General features: G+C 58.3%; 13 protein-coding genes. 6 read left to right on the plus strand and 7 right to left on the minus strand.

Annotated features, from left to right (window positions below; translation table 11 throughout):
- Positions 1-57: 57 nt before the first annotated feature.
- Complete coding sequence (locus AO388_RS06335) at positions 58-513, minus strand: DUF721 domain-containing protein (RefSeq protein WP_003313540.1); 456 nt, start codon at positions 511-513, stop codon at positions 58-60.
- A gap of 305 nt (positions 514-818) precedes the next feature.
- Here AO388_RS06335 and secA point away from each other — a divergent pair, with 305 nt between their 5' ends.
- From secA to AO388_RS06355, 4 genes are all read left to right on the plus strand, one after another.
- Positions 819-3,560 (plus strand): preprotein translocase subunit SecA, encoded by a 2,742-nt coding sequence (gene secA, locus AO388_RS06340; RefSeq protein WP_058416194.1) that lies wholly within the window; start codon positions 819-821, stop codon positions 3,558-3,560.
- A gap of 109 nt (positions 3,561-3,669) precedes the next feature.
- Positions 3,670-4,887 carry a bifunctional glutamate N-acetyltransferase/amino-acid acetyltransferase ArgJ gene (gene argJ / locus AO388_RS06345; RefSeq protein ID WP_003431450.1) on the plus strand — a complete coding sequence of 406 codons (1,218 nt, stop codon included), beginning with the start codon at positions 3,670-3,672 and terminating at the stop codon, positions 4,885-4,887.
- Positions 4,888-4,944: 57 nt separating this feature from the next.
- Positions 4,945-5,571 carry a glutathione S-transferase family protein gene (locus AO388_RS06350; protein WP_058397316.1) on the plus strand — a complete coding sequence of 209 codons (627 nt, stop codon included), beginning with the start codon at positions 4,945-4,947 and terminating at the stop codon, positions 5,569-5,571.
- A 2-nt stretch (positions 5,572-5,573) separates the two neighbouring features.
- Positions 5,574-6,524 (plus strand): Nudix family hydrolase, encoded by a 951-nt coding sequence (locus AO388_RS06355; protein WP_058397315.1) that lies wholly within the window; start codon positions 5,574-5,576, stop codon positions 6,522-6,524.
- A gap of 273 nt (positions 6,525-6,797) precedes the next feature.
- Here AO388_RS06355 and AO388_RS06360 read toward each other — a convergent pair whose 3' ends face one another.
- The 3 genes from AO388_RS06360 to AO388_RS06370 are packed head-to-tail and all read right to left on the minus strand — an operon-like array spanning position 6,798 to position 10,393.
- A complete protein-coding gene (locus AO388_RS06360; RefSeq protein WP_003363999.1) occupies positions 6,798-7,376 on the minus strand; it encodes a cob(I)yrinic acid a,c-diamide adenosyltransferase in 579 nt (192 codons plus the stop codon).
- Between the two features lie 15 nt (positions 7,377-7,391).
- Positions 7,392-9,428 carry a sensor histidine kinase gene (locus tag AO388_RS06365; protein WP_003363997.1) on the minus strand — a complete coding sequence of 679 codons (2,037 nt, stop codon included), beginning with the start codon at positions 9,426-9,428 and terminating at the stop codon, positions 7,392-7,394.
- Between the two features lie 44 nt (positions 9,429-9,472).
- Positions 9,473-10,393 carry a putative 2-dehydropantoate 2-reductase gene (locus AO388_RS06370; RefSeq protein ID WP_058416195.1) on the minus strand — a complete coding sequence of 307 codons (921 nt, stop codon included), beginning with the start codon at positions 10,391-10,393 and terminating at the stop codon, positions 9,473-9,475.
- Positions 10,394-10,561: 168 nt separating this feature from the next.
- Between AO388_RS06370 and AO388_RS06375 the strand changes: the two genes are divergently transcribed.
- Both AO388_RS06375 and AO388_RS06380 read left to right on the plus strand, forming a co-directional pair.
- Entirely contained in the window at positions 10,562-11,041 is a 480-nt protein-coding gene (locus tag AO388_RS06375; RefSeq protein WP_003304827.1) for a YajQ family cyclic di-GMP-binding protein, read from the plus strand.
- A gap of 121 nt (positions 11,042-11,162) precedes the next feature.
- A complete protein-coding gene (locus tag AO388_RS06380; protein WP_058416196.1) occupies positions 11,163-11,993 on the plus strand; it encodes a mechanosensitive ion channel family protein in 831 nt (276 codons plus the stop codon).
- Between the two features lie 68 nt (positions 11,994-12,061).
- Here AO388_RS06380 and AO388_RS06385 read toward each other — a convergent pair whose 3' ends face one another.
- From AO388_RS06385 to AO388_RS27180, 3 genes are all read right to left on the minus strand, one after another.
- Positions 12,062-12,391 carry a hypothetical protein gene (locus tag AO388_RS06385; protein ID WP_058416197.1) on the minus strand — a complete coding sequence of 110 codons (330 nt, stop codon included), beginning with the start codon at positions 12,389-12,391 and terminating at the stop codon, positions 12,062-12,064.
- A gap of 95 nt (positions 12,392-12,486) precedes the next feature.
- Complete coding sequence (locus tag AO388_RS06390; RefSeq protein WP_058416198.1) at positions 12,487-13,002, minus strand: hypothetical protein; 516 nt, start codon at positions 13,000-13,002, stop codon at positions 12,487-12,489.
- 40 nt (positions 13,003-13,042) lie between these two features.
- Complete coding sequence (locus AO388_RS27180; RefSeq protein WP_083515775.1) at positions 13,043-14,584, minus strand: type VI lipase adapter Tla3 domain-containing protein; 1,542 nt, start codon at positions 14,582-14,584, stop codon at positions 13,043-13,045.
- Positions 14,585-14,623: the final 39 nt, after the last annotated feature.

The following is a 14,623-nucleotide window of genomic DNA, read 5'->3' on the forward strand; positions in this document are numbered from 1 at the left end:
TGGCCTTTTTTTATGGGTTTTTCAGGGGAGGTCAGTGCTGGCGGCGATCAGGCAGGGTTACTTCCTGTCCTTTGCATGGCTGGCCAGTCTTTCCAGTGCGGCACGCAAGCGCGGATCGGTGATGCCTTCAGCGGTGGCCTGAATGTTTTCGGCAGCCACTGCCGACAGGTCGATGGTGTGCGTGGCAGCTCCGCGTGGCGCTTCAGGCGGCTGCACCTTGAACACAATGCGGGTCAGGTTGATGAATTCGTCGAAGGCCATCATTTGCCGGTGCAGGCGTTTCTGCTGGTAGCGCAGGCGCGTGGCCCAGTGACCGTCCGTCACGATCAGCAACAAGGTACCTTCGCGCCACGAAGCCACGCGACAATGCTCCCGGGCCGCTGGTTGCAGCTGGCTTTCGAGCAGGCGCTGCAAGTGGCTGAGTCGCTCGGCGTGACGAAATATAGCCTTCAGGGGCTTGGCTTCACGCAGCAAAACCGCGGGCGGGCGGGCGTTCAGAGGACGAAAGGCCATGGTGGGATGCCTGGGTAACAAGATGAACATCTTAACAGAAAGCGTTCTGACGGCTGCTTTTCAGGGCATTTCCGTGCTTTCATATGCAAATCAATGAGTAACTTCCCCGGATAACGGGTTGAAGTGCTTGAAAATGGCCCCATTGTAAACCTGCCCCGTCACAGCGCTGTGCCAGCATCGTGGAATAACGCCACTTTCCTCACCATCGTTTCCGGGTAGAATGCTCGTTCGCATGCGGCCATCTGGGCTGCACGGGCGACTCACGGGGCCGCCCTCCATTCCTATGTGTGGAAGATCCTGTCGATATGTTTGCGCCTTTGTTGAAAAAACTTTTTGGAAGCAAGAACGAGCGTGAAGTAAAACGCATGCTCAAGACGGTACAGATCGTCAATGCCTTCGAAGAGCAAATGGTGGCCCTTTCGGACGAGCAACTGCGCGCCAAGACCGAAGAGTTCAAGGCCCGCATAGCCAAAGGCGAGACCCTCGATCAATTGCTCCCTGAAGCCTTTGCTGTCGCTCGTGAAGCGGGTAAGCGTGTCATGGGCATGCGCCACTTCGACGTACAGTTGATCGGCGGCATGACCCTGCACGAAGGTCAGATCGCGGAAATGCGTACCGGTGAAGGTAAAACCCTGGTCGGTACGCTGGCTGTCTACCTCAACGCATTGTCCGGCAAGGGCGTTCACGTGGTTACCGTGAACGACTACCTCGCTCGCCGCGATGCCAACTGGATGCGTCCGCTGTACGAATTCCTCGGCCTGACCGTAGGCATCGTCACGCCATTCCAGCCGCCGGAAGAGAAGCGCGCCGCCTACGCTGCCGATATCACTTACGGCACCAACAACGAGTACGGTTTCGATTACCTGCGCGACAACATGGCGTTCAGCATGGACGACAAGTTCCAGCGCGAACTCAATTTCGCCGTGATCGACGAAGTCGACTCGATTCTGATCGACGAAGCGCGTACGCCGCTGATCATCTCCGGTCAGGCTGAAGACAGCTCCAAGCTGTACACCGAAATCAACCGCCTGATCCCCAAGCTCGAGCAGCATATCGAGGAAGTGGAAGGCGAAGTCACCAAGCCGGGTCATTTCACCGTTGACGAGAAAACCCGTCAGGTCGAGCTGAACGAAGCCGGTCACCAGTTCATCGAGGAAATGCTCACCGAAGTCGGCCTGCTGGCTGAAGGCGAGAGCCTCTATTCGGCGCATAACCTGGGCCTGCTGACTCACGTCTATGCCGGTCTGCGGGCGCATAAGCTGTTCAATCGCAACGTCGAATACATCGTTTCCGACGGTCAGGTGCTGCTGGTTGACGAGCACACCGGTCGTACCATGCCGGGTCGTCGCCTCTCCGAGGGCCTGCATCAGGCTATCGAAGCCAAGGAAAACCTGAACATTCAGGCCGAAAGCCAGACCCTGGCATCGACCACGTTCCAGAACTACTTCCGTCTGTACAACAAGCTGTCCGGCATGACCGGTACGGCCGACACCGAAGCGTTCGAATTCCACCAGATCTACAACCTGGCCGTGATGGTCATCCCGCCTAACAAGCCTTTGGCGCGCAAGGACTTCAACGACCTCGTCTACCTGACGGCGGAAGAGAAGTACGCCGCCATCGTCACCGACATCAAGGCCTGCCTTGCAGAAAACCGTCCGGTGCTGGTGGGTACAGCGACCATCGAAACTTCCGAGCACATGTCCAGCCTGCTCAACAAGGAAGGCATCGAGCACAAGGTTCTGAACGCCAAGTTCCACGAGAAAGAAGCGGAAATCATTGCGCAGGCCGGTCGTCCGGGTGCATTGACCATCGCCACCAACATGGCCGGTCGTGGTACTGACATCCTGCTGGGAGGCAACTGGGAAGTCGAGGTCGCCAATCTGGAAGACCCGACTCCGGAGCAGATCGCGCAGATCAAGGCTGACTGGCAGAAACGCCATCAGCAGGTGATCGAAGCGGGCGGCCTGCACGTCATCGCCTCCGAGCGCCACGAATCGCGCCGTATCGACAACCAGCTGCGCGGTCGTGCCGGCCGTCAGGGCGACACCGGCTCCAGCCGTTTCTACTTGTCGCTCGAAGACAGCCTGATGCGCATCTTTGCCTCTGACCGGGTGAAGAACTTCATGAAGGCGCTGGGCATGCAGTCCGGTGAGGCCATCGAGCATCGCATGGTGACCAACGCCATCGAAAAAGCGCAGCGCAAGGTGGAAGGTCGCAACTTCGACATCCGCAAGCAATTGCTGGAGTTCGATGACGTTGCCAACGAACAGCGTAAAGTGATTTATCACATGCGTAACACGTTGCTGGCCGCCGAGAACATTGGCGAGACCATTGCTGACTTCCGTGAAGAAGTGCTCAACAACCTGATCAGCCAGCATATTCCGCCACAATCCCTGCCGGAGCAGTGGAATGTTGCCGGTCTGGAATCGGCGCTCAACACCGACTTCGCGGTTCAACTGCCGATCCAGCAGTGGCTCGACGAAGACGACAACCTGCACGAAGACAGCCTGCGCGAAAAAATCATGGCGCAGCTGCTGGTGGCTTACAACGAGAAGGAAGACCAGGCCAGCGCCGAAGCCCTGCGTTCCTTCGAGAAGCAGATCCTCCTGCGCGTGCTGGACGACCTGTGGAAAGATCACCTGTCGACCATGGACCACCTGCGTCACGGTATCCACCTGCGCGGTTACGCTCAGAAGAACCCTAAGCAGGAATACAAGCGCGAGTCCTTCACGCTGTTCCAGGAACTGCTCGATTCGATCAAGCGCGATACTATCCGTGTGCTTTCGCATGTTCAGGTTCGCCGCGAAGATCCAGAGGAAGAACAAGCACGCCTGCGTCAGGAAGCCGAAGAGCTGGCCAGTCGCATGCAGTTCGAACACGCGCCTGCACCGGGTATCGAGCAGCCGCTGCTCGACGAAGAGGGTGGCGAAGCGCCTGTTGCCGTTGCATCCGAGCCGGTTCGCAACGACCAGAAACTGGGCCGCAACGAGCTGTGCTGGTGTGGTTCGGGCAAGAAATTCAAACACTGTCACGGCCAGATCAACTAAGCCTTTGACTGTGTAATACCTGCGCCGCGACCGGCTTGCCCGTCGCGGCGTTTTTTCATTGATCGCCGTACCGATGCGGACGGCGCCACACTCCATGAGGAGCACCCCGATGGCTGTTGGTCTTGGTCCTTTGCCTGCGTTGCACCCGGTTCCCGGTTTTGAACTTGGCATTTCTTCTGCCGGCATCAAACGCCCGGGGCGCAAGGATGTCGTGGTCATGCGCTGTGCCGAAGGCTCCAGCGTTGCCGGTGTATTCACCTTGAATGCGTTCTGCGCAGCGCCGGTCATTCTGGCCAAACAGCGTGTTCAGGGCACCGTGCGTTATTTGCTGACCAACACCGGTAATGCCAATGCGGGCACAGGCGAACCAGGTCTTGTGGCGGCGCGGCGTACCTGCGAGAAACTGGCGCAACTGACTGGCGTCGATGCTTCTGCGGTGCTGCCGTACTCGACGGGCGTGATCGGCGAGCCGCTGCCAGTGGAAAAGATCGAAGGCGCTCTGCAGGCTGCGCTGGATGATCTGTCTGTGGATAACTGGGCCGCTGCGGCGACCGGGATCATGACTACCGACACCCTGCCCAAGGGCGCCAGCCGTCAGTTTAGCCATGACGGCGTGACCGTCACTGTGACCGGCATCAGCAAGGGCGCAGGCATGATTCGACCGAACATGGCGACCATGCTCGGTTACATCGCCACCGATGCCAAAGTGGCGCAGAGCGTGCTTCAGGACCTGATTCGTGACGGCGCCAACAAGTCGTTCAACCGCATCACCATCGATGGCGACACCTCGACCAACGATTGCTGCATGCTGATCGCCACCGGTCAGGCTGACCTGCCGGAAATCACCGAGGCCAAAGGCCCGCTATTCGAAGCGTTGAAGAAAGCCGTGTTCGATGTGTGCATGGAAGTCGCTCAGGCCATCGTGCGTGACGGTGAAGGTGCGACCAAGTTCGTGACCGTTGAAGTCAACGGTGGCGGCAATCATCAGGAATGCCTGGACGTCGGTTATGCCGTGGCCCACTCGCCACTGATCAAGACCGCGCTGTTCGCCTCCGACCCGAACTGGGGACGTATTCTGGCGGCTGTCGGCCGTGCCGGTGTGCCGGATATGGACGTGAGCAAGATCGACGTATTCCTGAGTGGCGTGTGCATCGCCAGCCAGGGCTGCCGCGCCACGACCTACACCGAAGAGCAGGGCTCGGCGGTGATGGCCGAAGAAGAAATCACCATCCGTATCGAGCTGGGCCGCGGCAATTGCAGCGAAACGATCTGGACCACCGATCTTTCTCACGAATACGTGAAGATCAATGCGGAATATCGCACCTGATTCAATGCCCGGCGCGCCGGCATCCTGTCTTCGCGCCGGGCTCAATGGAGCTGAACCATGAGCCTGCACCTGATTATCGGCGACAAACGCTACTCCTCCTGGTCGCTGCGTCCCTGGCTGGTGCTGGAAATGACCGGTGCTTCGTTCACCGATCAGGTCATCCGCCTGAACCAGCCTGACACCCGTGCGAACATTCTCAAGTATTCACCCACCGGCAAGGTCCCTGCGTTGCAGTGCGAGCACGGAACGATCATCGATTCGCTGGCCATTTGCGAATACCTGGTCGAACGTTTTCCGGACGCTGGCCTGTGGCCGAGTGACGTCGCTGCGCGTGCCCAGGCACGTTCTGCCTGCGCGCAGATGCACAGCGGCTTTGTCAGTCTGCGTTCGAACATGCCGATGGACCTGCGCCAGGATCAGGCACTGGAAGTAATCCCGGTCGATACCCAGAACGACATCGACCGTATCGTCGAACTGTGGGCCGAATGCCGCACTGCGTCGGCCGAAAGCGGTCCGTTTCTGTTCGGCAAGCCAAGCATTGCCGACGCGTTCTTTGCCCCGGTAGCCATTCGCCTGCGCAGCTACCGTGTCGAGTTGCCTGAAGAAGCGCTGAAGTACATCGAAACCATTTACCAGTGGCCTGCTTTCAAACGCTGGCAGCAGGCCGGTCTGGAGGAGTCCTGATCGTGAAACGAGTTCATGTGGCCGCCGCCGTCATTCGTGACGCTGACGGCAGCGTATTGATTGCCCGACGTGCCGACACTCAGCATCAAGGCGGCCTCTGGGAGTTTCCTGGCGGCAAGGTCGAGGAGGGCGAGACCGTCCAGGACGCGCTCGCACGTGAACTGCAGGAAGAGCTGGGCATCCTGGTGACGGCGGCACGTCCGCTGATCAAGGTTTGTCACGACTATCCGGACAAGCAGGTGCTGCTGGACGTCTGGGAAGTCTCGGCCTTCACTGGCCTGGCGCATGGTGCAGAAGGGCAGCCGCTGGTCTGGGCCAGCCCGCGTGAGCTGGCCAATTATGACTTTCCGGCCGCCAATCAGCCTATCGTCGCGGCGGCACGTTTGCCCGGCGAGTACCTGATCACCCCTGAGGGGCTGGACAATATCGAGCTGTTGCGCGGTATGCAGAAAGCCATCGCAGGCGGCATCAAACTGGTCCAGTTGCGTGCGCCGGGTGGTTACGACCCCAAGTACCGTGACCTGGCCGTGGATGCGGCGGGCCTGTGTGCCGGCAAGGCGCAGCTCATGCTCAAAGGGCCTCTGGAGTGGCTGGGCGACTTTCCGTCCGCCGGTTGGCACCTGACGGCGGAGCAACTGCGCAAGTACGCCAGTCGCGGGCGTCCGTTCCCTGAGAACCGTTGGCTGGCGGCGTCATGCCATAACGCCGAAGAGCTGGCTTTGGCAGAGCAGATGGGTGTGGATTTCGTCACCCTGTCGCCTGTTCAGCCAACCCTGACCCACCCGGATGCGCAGCCACTGGGCTGGCCGCAGGCAACGCAACTGATTGCAGGCTTCAATAAGCCGGTCTTTCTGTTGGGTGGCGTAGGCCCTGCCGAGCGTCAACAGGCCTGGGAAAGCGGCGCACAGGGCGTGGCCGGGATTCGCGCGTTCTGGCCTGACGAGATCGTCTGACGCTCAGCAGAGGACGCAGAGCTCCCAGAACGGCATGCCCACGCAGAGTATCTGACGTTATACACAAGTCTGCTCTTGATTCTGGCCGCAGGCCGTGGGAGTGAGCTTGCTCGCGAAGAGGCCAGTAAAACCCCTGAAAATGGGGCGTCTGGACCAACGTCTTTGTGAGCGATGCGGACCGCCGCCCCGCTCAATCCCACAAGGCCTATACATAACGCCAGGCCGCTGGCGTGAGGATGTCTTCTGTGCTGCTCCGTGTAATGGATATGCCCATCAAACCGGCTTGGGCGCGGGCTGCCAAAGGATCTCGGCAATGCCCTGTCGTCTGGCGATCAATCGAGCAGCGACGAACAGCAGGTCCGACAGCCTGTTGATGTACGCCAGCCCTGCGCCTTCCAGCGGCTCGACGGCATTCAGATGCTGACAGCGACGTTCTGCACTGCGCGCCAGGCTGCGGCAGATGTGCGCTTGGGCGATCAGCGATGAACCGCCTGGCAAAATGAAATTCTCCAGTGGCCCCAGTTCGTCATTCCAGACATCGATGGCGGCCTCCAGTCGCTCGACCTCGGCTTCGTTCAGCGCCTTGTAGGTCGGCATGGCCAGTTCGCCGCCCAGATCGAACAGACGGTGCTGACACGGTGCAAGTACTTCGATCACTTCCTTGAGGGCCGGGACGCGCTGAGCTTCATCGATCAATCCTGCCAGCAATAGCCCCAGCTGGCTGTTGAGCGTATCGACCTCACCGATGGCCTCGACGCGCGGATGATCCTTGGAGACCCGACGGCCATCGCCCAGACCGGTTTCACCGGCATCGCCAGTGCGCGTGTAAATCTTCGACAAACGAAAGCCCATTGATGCGATTCCTGATCAGGATTTTGAAATGACCTGCTGCTGAACGCTCACCTGGTTGGCCACCAGCGGTAGACGCAGCGTAAAGCAGGTGCCTGTGCCGAGAGAGGAATGTACCTCCATCTGGCCTTTGTGGTTGTTGGTGACAATGAAGTAGGACACCGACAAGCCCAGTCCGGTGCCCTGGCCGATTTCCTTGGTGGTGAAAAACGGCTCGAACGTACGCTTGCGGATGTTCTCCGACATGCCGATGCCGTTGTCCTCGACCTGGATCTCGGCCCACGGCGGATTGAGGCGCGTGCGCAGGGTGATGCGCCCGGGCTCTTCGCTCTCCGGCCGCTGGTGAATGGCCTGCGCGGCATTCTTCAGCAGGTTCAGCAGCACCTGCTCCAGCTCGTTGGCAATGCACGGCACCGGACCCAGTTCGGGGTCGAACTGACGGATGATGTGCTGGCCCTTGAAGTCGAAACCGATGGTCAGATCGAAGTCGTTACTGGCGATCTCCACGGCCTGATCGATCAAGGCAGGCAAGTCGCAGGGTGATAACTGACGACTGCTCAGGCGGCTGAAATTGAGCATGTGGCTGACAATTTTTGCAGCCCTGGCACCGGCCTGCTGAATGCCGTCGAGCAGTTTGGGCACTTCGCGGCTTTCCAGGTAATGGTTGACCTGCGCCAGATCGACGCCGTCGGCCTCGGCCTGCTCGATGTTCTTCGGCAGCTCCGGGGACAGCCGCCGGCGGATGTTCTGCACGTTGTGCAGAATGGCGCCCAGCGGGTTGTTGATCTCATGCGCCATGCCTGCTGCGAGCCCGCCGACGGACAACATTTTTTCCGACTGCACCATCATTTCTTCCAGTGATATGCGCTGGGTGATGTCATCGATCCGGATCACCACGCCGCGCCCGGCATCACCGGTCAATGGGTAGAACGTCAGCGCGTAGTGGCGGGACTCGTCATTCTTGATCCAGGTCACGCGCTCGATCTTGGTCACGCTGTGGCGCTCGACGGTGTGCTTGATCTGCGGCAGAAACGAGCGCATCGGCTCGAAGGCCAGGAAGATCGGCTGGTTCAGCGCTTCGTCCAGAGTCGTCCCGGACAATGCCGTCGCCTCCTGATTCCACTGGGTGACGTATAGCTGTTCATCCAGCGCGATCATCGCCGACGGCATCGAGTCGATGATGCTGTTGAGGTAGTTCTGGAAGCCGGTTAGCTTCTTCTCGATCTTGCTGCGCACCTGGACTTCCAGCTCCAGCTTGCGGTTGGTGTGGCGTGTCTCCTCGGCCAGCCCTTGGGCCTGATCGTAGGCTTCCTGCGAGTCGTCCCGCGCGCGCTTGAGTTGCTGTTCACGCGCTTCGATACGCGACAGCATGGTGTTGAACGCCTCGGCCAGGCTGCCGATTTCATCCTCGTTACCGGGTTCTGCGCGGAGTGCGTAGTTCTCTTCGCGGGTCACCTGCCGGGACAGTTCTTCAAGCTGATAAATAGGTTCAGTAATCAGGCGCCGAATCTGCCGTGCCACCACCAGCCATAGCAACACGCTGAACACCAGAATGCCCAGGCTGGCAGTCAGCGTACCGGTGTAAAACGCTGGGGGCAGCTCGCTGCTGGCAACCAGCAACAGATGCCCTGGCGGCTCGTCGCCCTTCGGTACGGTAATGACCTGCGTACTGCGAAATTCGGTCAGGCGCCAGTTGTCCATGTCTTTGAAGTGTCTGGGCAGCTCAAGGCTTTCGCCCTGATGCATCTGCTCAAGCCGCTCGCCGTTGTTGTCATACAGGGCTGCGGCACGTAACGGCCCGTAGCTTCTCAGTTCCTTGAGCAGCGCGCGCGCCTCATCAGGCGAGTACAAGGCCCGTTCGTTGAGGTTGGCGCTGCTAATCAGCCGGCCAATGGTCTGCAGGGCCTGCGGAGCCATCGCCTCCTGAGAGATGTAATAGGCCGCGCTGATGAAGGTCAGGTTGGCGACCAGCAGTACGGTGGTCATCAGGACCAGCAGGGCGGCCAGCAGTTTCTGGCCGACTGGCAGGTTTTCCAGGCGTTGGCGCAAGGGCATTGGGCAAGTCGCAGTGACGGGTGATGCGAGCAGGGTAGCGCGGGCTAGTCGGTACGCAAACCCTTGCTTGCCAGATGGGCTGTCAGACGCGTCTGCAAATGCTGCAGGTGCGGTGCGGGGCTGCCATGACGCGCTGCGGCTGCGCACGCATAACCCAGCAGATAGCTGATTTCGGTGCGTCGTCCGTGAAGCACATCCTGATACATGGATGAATAGTTGGCGGCGGTCGCCTGGATGACCCGCAGCACTTCGGCATGCAGTTCCTGCGCGGCCGCTGGCTGGCCGCAGCGGCCCAGCAGCTCGGTCAGCTCGGCGCACAGCGTGGCGACCTCGCTGGCGTGCTCGAGCAGGCCACCATTACGGCAGTCATGCAGCACCGTCAGCGGGTTGATCGCGCAGTTGAGGGCCAGCTTGCGCCACAGGCGGGTCAGGATGTCCGGCGTCCATTGGTGGGGAATGCCACTGTCGTGCAAGTCCTGCAGAAGCGCGGGGGCTGTCGGGTTGGATGCATCCCCCAGCCAGTTGAAACCATGGCCAGCGAACCTGACGTGCCAGTCCGATTCCAGAAACGCGCCTTCGGTGCTGGAGGCAAACAGGCAGCGCGCGTGGGGGATTTGCGCAGCCACTGCGTCCTGGCTGCCCAGGCCGTTCTGCAACAGGATGACGTCGGCCTGCGCCGTCAGTCGCGGAGCCAGCTGAGCGACAGCCTGCTCGGCCTCGTAAGCCTTGCAGGTCACCAGCAGTCGTTCGATGGGTTGTCGATGGTCGGCGGTCTGCGCTTCGACCGGGTACGCATGGGCAATATCGTTCTCGACCAGCGTCACGCAGCTGCCATTGGCTTGATAGGCGGCCAGCCGATCAGCGTTGCGAAGGATCAACCGCACCGGCAGATTCGCGCGTGCCAGTCGCGTCGCCCAGAGACTGCCCAGGCTGCCTGCACCGAGAACATGCCATGTCACCGCCATCACAGCGGCACGTTATGGCGCTGAAGCGGTCTGCAGAAGGTGAAAACAAGGATGTGCATGGAGGCTCACAGTGAACGCTGGAAAAGTCTCGTTATAATGAGCGTTCTTTCACACCGTCAAGTCATGCGTGCCCGAATTGTGCGCACGCCGTTTATCTGGAGAACATACATGCCCTCGTTCGACGTAGTGTCCGAATTGGATAAACACGAAGTCACGAATGCCGTCGACAACGCTATCAAAGAGCTGGACCGTCGCTATGACCTCAAAGGCAAAGGCACGTTCGAGTTCAAGGAACTGACCGTCACGCTGACTGCAGAAGCAGACTTCCAGCTGGAGGCCATGATCGAAATCCTCAAGCTGGCGCTGGTCAAACGCAAGATCGACGCGAAGTGCCTCGAGATCAAGGACGCTTATGCTTCCGGCAAATTGATGAAGCAGGAAGTCATCCTGCGTGAAGGCATCGACAAGGAGCTGGCGAAGAAAATCGTCGCTCACATCAAGGAAGCCAAACTCAAGGTCCAGGCCGCCATTCAGGGCGAGCAGGTGCGGGTGACCGGCAAGAAGCGCGACGACCTGCAAGAAGCCATCGCAGCGTTGCGTGCCTACGATTCGGGCATGCCGTTGCAATTCAACAACTTCCGCGACTGATCGTTGCATTGAAAGCCAGGGAACCCTGCGTTCCCCGGCCAGTCCGAATCGCCCTGAGCATTGAAATGACGGCAGGCTGCCGTGGTTTTGATCGCAGTTCGTGACGAGTAAGGAGATAACGATGGATTTAAACGCAGAAGTCGGTCATCTGTGGCAAGCGTCGCAGGCCTGGATTCCGATGATCATGGAGTACGGCAGCCGCTTGCTGCTGGCAGTCGTTACATTGTGCGTAGGCTGGTGGCTGATCAACCGGCTGACCGGCAAACTGGGCGCCTTGCTGGCCTTGCGACACGCCGACCTGGCCTTGCAGGGCTTTGTCAGCAACCTGGCCAACATCATTCTGAAAATCCTGCTGGTGGTCAGCGTCGCGTCGATGATCGGCGTGGAAACCACCTCGTTCGTGGCGGCGATCGGTGCGGCCGGTCTGGCGATCGGTCTGGCCCTGCAAGGCAGCCTGGCGAACTTCGCCGGTGGCGTACTGATTCTGTTGTTCCGCCCATTCCGTATCGGTGACTGGATTGAAGCCCAAGGTGTGTCGGGAACCGTCGACAACATCCAGATCTTCCACACTGTACTGCGCACCGGCGACAACCGTACGGTGATCATTCCCAACGGCAACCTGTCCAACGGCATCATCACCAACACTAACCGCCAGCCAACCCGCAAGATCACCTTCGATATCGGCGTCAGCCACGATGCGGATTTGAGGAAAGCATTGCAGGTCCTGCTGAACATGGCAGACGACCCACGCGTACTGAAGGACCCGGCCCCACAGGCCGTGGTGGCAGCACTGGGGGAGAACGCAATTACCTTGTCCCTACGTGTCTGGACCAGCAGTGGCGACATGGGCGACGTGACGTCGATGTTCAACATCGAAGCGCGCGACCGCCTGAAGGACGCAGGCATCGAGATCCCACTGCCGCAACGGATTGTGCGGGTGGTTCAGGAATAGTGGTTTGTGCGGTATGACAAAGCCCTGGCTCGTGAGAGTCGGGGCTTTTCTTTGGGGGAGGGGCGGGATCAGGAAAACGCTATTTCCAAGGTGATAATCAAAAGTGTCGTCATTCCAGAGACTAAAGCATGGATGTAAAAACTGATTCGCCATTTTTTCGAAAATCGCCATGGCTTTGCCCAGCATGCGTAGATGAAGAAAATAATGGTCGCTACGACTTCTGTATTCATCAGTAAACCAAGCGTAACGGCAACTGCCAGTATTCCTTCGCCCAAACCGGTGGACAGACGGACTACACAAAATAGCAATGCGATAAGAATAATGGGCAGCCAGACACCTAATCCCATAATCGCAAGCAGAACGTGGTGCCGGGTGCTTTCTTTATTCACAGCGTTCATTTTCGCTCCATGATTGTTTTCCAGCAGTGATGCTCTGGTATCCCTTATCCGTCGACGATGAACATGCCTTTTGGCTCCCCGGCACGAACTGTAGGTTATTTACTGTAAATGTAACCGTCGTCGTCCTCATCTTCCTCGTCGATATCTTTGAGTTTTTCTTGGTGAGGTACGGGGTAAAGACCCAGTACAGCTGCTACTCCCGCAGATATGCCCATGAGGAATGGCGTGGGCTCGGGATACTGCGAAAGCTTCCGATCGGGTTCCTCTGTGGGATTAACGCCGCTGCCAGTGGGGAGCTTCATTATCTTCATACCATCAGCGGTGAGAATGCAGCGAGGCGGTACTATTTTGCCTTCAAACATGTCCACTATTTCGGCGTTGGGTAAGGGGGTGAGGGGCTCGCTGACCTGGGTGCCTGCGTCACTTTGCGTGAGCGTGAAGTTCTCGCCGTTCTTCTCGATACGAAACTTCGGCTTATTTTTAGGCTTCGCGGCGTAGTCGCCAATCAGTTCGTCACACGCGGATACGGAGTCCTGCGTACAGCCTCCCATTAAAATCAATGCCGCGACTAAATTTATCCCTACAAAGGCCCTACAAAAATGCGTATACATATTTTCTTCCTTGTTTACGATTGAGAGTGTTTAGTGACCGCTAAGGCGAACCGAAGATAAACGGATCTGCGCTGCGGTTCTGGCTGTTCTTCGCTTTGCGGGCTTCATCGGGCGGGCGGACCATTTGTACGGTCAGGCTGCCATCGGTGCCTGCGTAGACCACGGCGCTGACGCCGCCATCCTTGTAACTGGCGATCGTCGCCAGATTGATCTCGACCAGCGCACCACTGACCCCGGTATTGCCCAGACGACGACCGATGTCGTAACCCTCTTCGACATTGCCCAGCTCAAGACCGTGGCCGTCTTTGTTCAGGTCGTGCAGGGCGTTGTTCAGGGCAATTTCGGCTTCCGGGTTGTTGGTGCTGTCATAGAACACCCGCACAGGTTTCTGACCATCTGGCAAGGTATCCAGCGCCTGCACCCAGGCGGCTTGCAACGCTTTGGCTTGCAAGGCCGGTTTCAGACGCTTGCCGTTTTCATCCTGCATGGGCGCCTTGATCGGGCGGTGCAGATAGCCGAGTACCGGTGCAGCATCGAACTCCTTGACCTGATGCTGACCCCAGCGGATTGGTAGCCAGGGGGAGGGCTCGAAGTTGCCAGGGCCGCGATTGCTTATGGTTTTCCAGAGGGTGGGGAGTTGGGATTGCCAGTAGGCGGTGGACATGGTGCCTGGAGCGTAGGGGCTTTCAATCCCCTTGGCGTTCTCCTCGCTTTCGTACCAGTCTGAAAATGCTTTATCACGGCTCCAATAAAAAGCCCAAAGTTTGCCCAGATCGGTATTTTTGTTTTGATTGTCTTCTTTTTCGCTTATCGCATAAGGACGAATATACCGGTCTACACGATCCGAACGGGTGACAAGTAGGCCTGTCATGCTTTCGAACACGGTCGGTACGACCTGAGCATTTTTGGGCAGGCCGGGGGTACCACGTTTACGATAAATGTTTCGTGTGACGTCGCCGTCCTGACTTGCGATCAATGCTTGTGGGACCTGCGGATTATCGTTGAAGAACTTGAAAAGTCGCTCAATCATGGCTTGAGCATTGCTCGTGCTCTCATCGTCCTGCCATAGGAATAGCGTGACGCCGAGAGTAGCAGCATTGCGACCGGCGTTGATCAGGTTTGCGGCTCTGTAGGGTTTTTCATATGGATTAGGTGGGCCAAGCGCGAAGACTGGAATCGGCCAATAGGCTACGGATTCAGACGCTGAATGTTTGAAAGCGACTTGTAATTTTATATCTGCGCTGATCTCTCTAGCGTCGAGTGAGGGGTCATAATCCTTGGGATCCCGTGAAAAGATAGAGACAAAATTATTGTTTTTCTTTTTTATGAAATCCCAGATTTCAGACTGATGATCTTCATAGATGCCAATTCCGCCACCTCTTATCTCCAGTGAATAGGTTCGCTGTCGAGCAGCCTCCTGTTCTGCATTCTGAGTGATCACTTCGGATTTATAAGCGGCCAGTTCAGCTTTTTCATGAGCGACCGCGTTGCCCCACCAATGCCCGCTGTAGCTAAGCAGAACCGCACTTAAAATCCCTACAATGCCCCAGCGTGTTATCGAATGTATGTCACGCAATTCCATATGGTTTTCCTGTGCTTCCATTGCATGACCTGATCACGA

Origin of the sequence: Pseudomonas sp. ICMP 10191 (assembly GCF_001467335.1) — a bacterium.
In the GTDB taxonomy this organism is placed as follows: Bacteria; Pseudomonadota; Gammaproteobacteria; order Pseudomonadales; family Pseudomonadaceae; genus Aquipseudomonas; species Aquipseudomonas cerasi.

Excerpts from the sequence above, each read along its gene's own strand:
- AO388_RS06335 (WP_003313540.1), bottom strand. The coding sequence starts at position 513 with ATGGCCTTTCGTCCTCTGAACGCCCGCCCGCCCGCGGTTTTGCTGCGT.
- secA (WP_058416194.1), top strand. The coding sequence starts at position 819 with ATGTTTGCGCCTTTGTTGAAAAAACTTTTTGGAAGCAAGAACGAGCGT.
- argJ (WP_003431450.1), top strand. The coding sequence starts at position 3,670 with ATGGCTGTTGGTCTTGGTCCTTTGCCTGCGTTGCACCCGGTTCCCGGT.
- AO388_RS06350 (WP_058397316.1), top strand. The coding sequence starts at position 4,945 with ATGAGCCTGCACCTGATTATCGGCGACAAACGCTACTCCTCCTGGTCG.
- AO388_RS06360 (WP_003363999.1), bottom strand. The coding sequence starts at position 7,376 with ATGGGCTTTCGTTTGTCGAAGATTTACACGCGCACTGGCGATGCCGGT.
- AO388_RS06365 (WP_003363997.1), bottom strand. The coding sequence starts at position 9,428 with ATGCCCTTGCGCCAACGCCTGGAAAACCTGCCAGTCGGCCAGAAACTG.
- AO388_RS06370 (WP_058416195.1), bottom strand. The coding sequence starts at position 10,393 with ATGGCGGTGACATGGCATGTTCTCGGTGCAGGCAGCCTGGGCAGTCTC.
- AO388_RS06375 (WP_003304827.1), top strand. The coding sequence starts at position 10,562 with ATGCCCTCGTTCGACGTAGTGTCCGAATTGGATAAACACGAAGTCACG.
- AO388_RS06380 (WP_058416196.1), top strand. The coding sequence starts at position 11,163 with ATGGATTTAAACGCAGAAGTCGGTCATCTGTGGCAAGCGTCGCAGGCC.
- AO388_RS06385 (WP_058416197.1), bottom strand. The coding sequence starts at position 12,391 with ATGAACGCTGTGAATAAAGAAAGCACCCGGCACCACGTTCTGCTTGCG.
- AO388_RS06390 (WP_058416198.1), bottom strand. The coding sequence starts at position 13,002 with ATGTATACGCATTTTTGTAGGGCCTTTGTAGGGATAAATTTAGTCGCG.
- AO388_RS27180 (WP_083515775.1), bottom strand. The coding sequence starts at position 14,584 with ATGGAATTGCGTGACATACATTCGATAACACGCTGGGGCATTGTAGGG.